The sequence below is a fragment of the Dietzia sp. SLG310A2-38A2 genome (assembly GCF_014145095.1).
Classification (GTDB): Bacteria; Actinomycetota; Actinomycetes; order Mycobacteriales; family Mycobacteriaceae; genus Dietzia.
Genome location: NZ_JAALDX010000548.1, coordinates 3,797 through 4,501 on the forward strand (window position 1 = coordinate 3,797; position 705 = coordinate 4,501).

1 protein-coding gene is annotated in these 705 nt (G+C 67.2%); it reads right to left on the reverse strand.

The annotated features are described in order from the left end of the window. A partial coding sequence (locus tag G6027_RS17970) for an alcohol dehydrogenase catalytic domain-containing protein (protein WP_182638325.1) occupies positions 1–463 on the reverse strand: 463 nt, incomplete at its 3' end. Positions 464–705: the final 242 nt, after the last annotated feature.

Below are 705 nucleotides of genomic sequence, written 5' to 3' on the forward strand. Positions count from 1 at the left end.
TGACGGACGACTGGTGCACGGTGACGTGCGGGGCGAACGTCCCCAGGAGGCACATGGTGGCCACGTCCTCACCGTCGGCGGTGTGCACCCTGAAGCCGCCGTCGCTGATCGCACGCCCGGTGAGCAGTCCCGCGCCGTTGTCGCAGAGGTTCTGCAGGCCCTCTGAACACGGCGGGCAGGTACCGCAGGCGGGGATGAACGCCAGGACGACGTGGTCTCCCTCCTCTAGGCCGATCACACCCTCGCCGACCTTGGTGACGACCCCGGCACCCTCGTGACCGCCCATGATCGGGTAGGACTCGAACTGCAGGTCGCCGGTGAGCAGGTGCTCGTCCGAATGGCAGAGGCCCGATGCGGCCAACTTGACCTGGACCTCTCCCGCCTTGGGATCGTCGATGTCGACGTCGACGATCTCCCAGGCGTCCTGCTTGGGTTCACGGATGATGGCTGCTCTGGTGCGCATGGCTTTACCTCTCGGGTGGAACACGGGCGATGTGGTGACGGTCACACATCAACGACATCGCATACGCTACGCGTCCGGCGTCGCCCAGGAGGGCGGTCGGCGTTCAAGAAATGCGGTCATCCCCTCGGCCACCTCGGCGGTGGTGAACAGTCGGGCGGTCACCCCGGCGAGGTCCTCTCCGCGGGCGTCGAGATCGGCCAGGATCGGCCCCGCGAGCAGCGCCTTGTTCTCCGCCAGTCCCT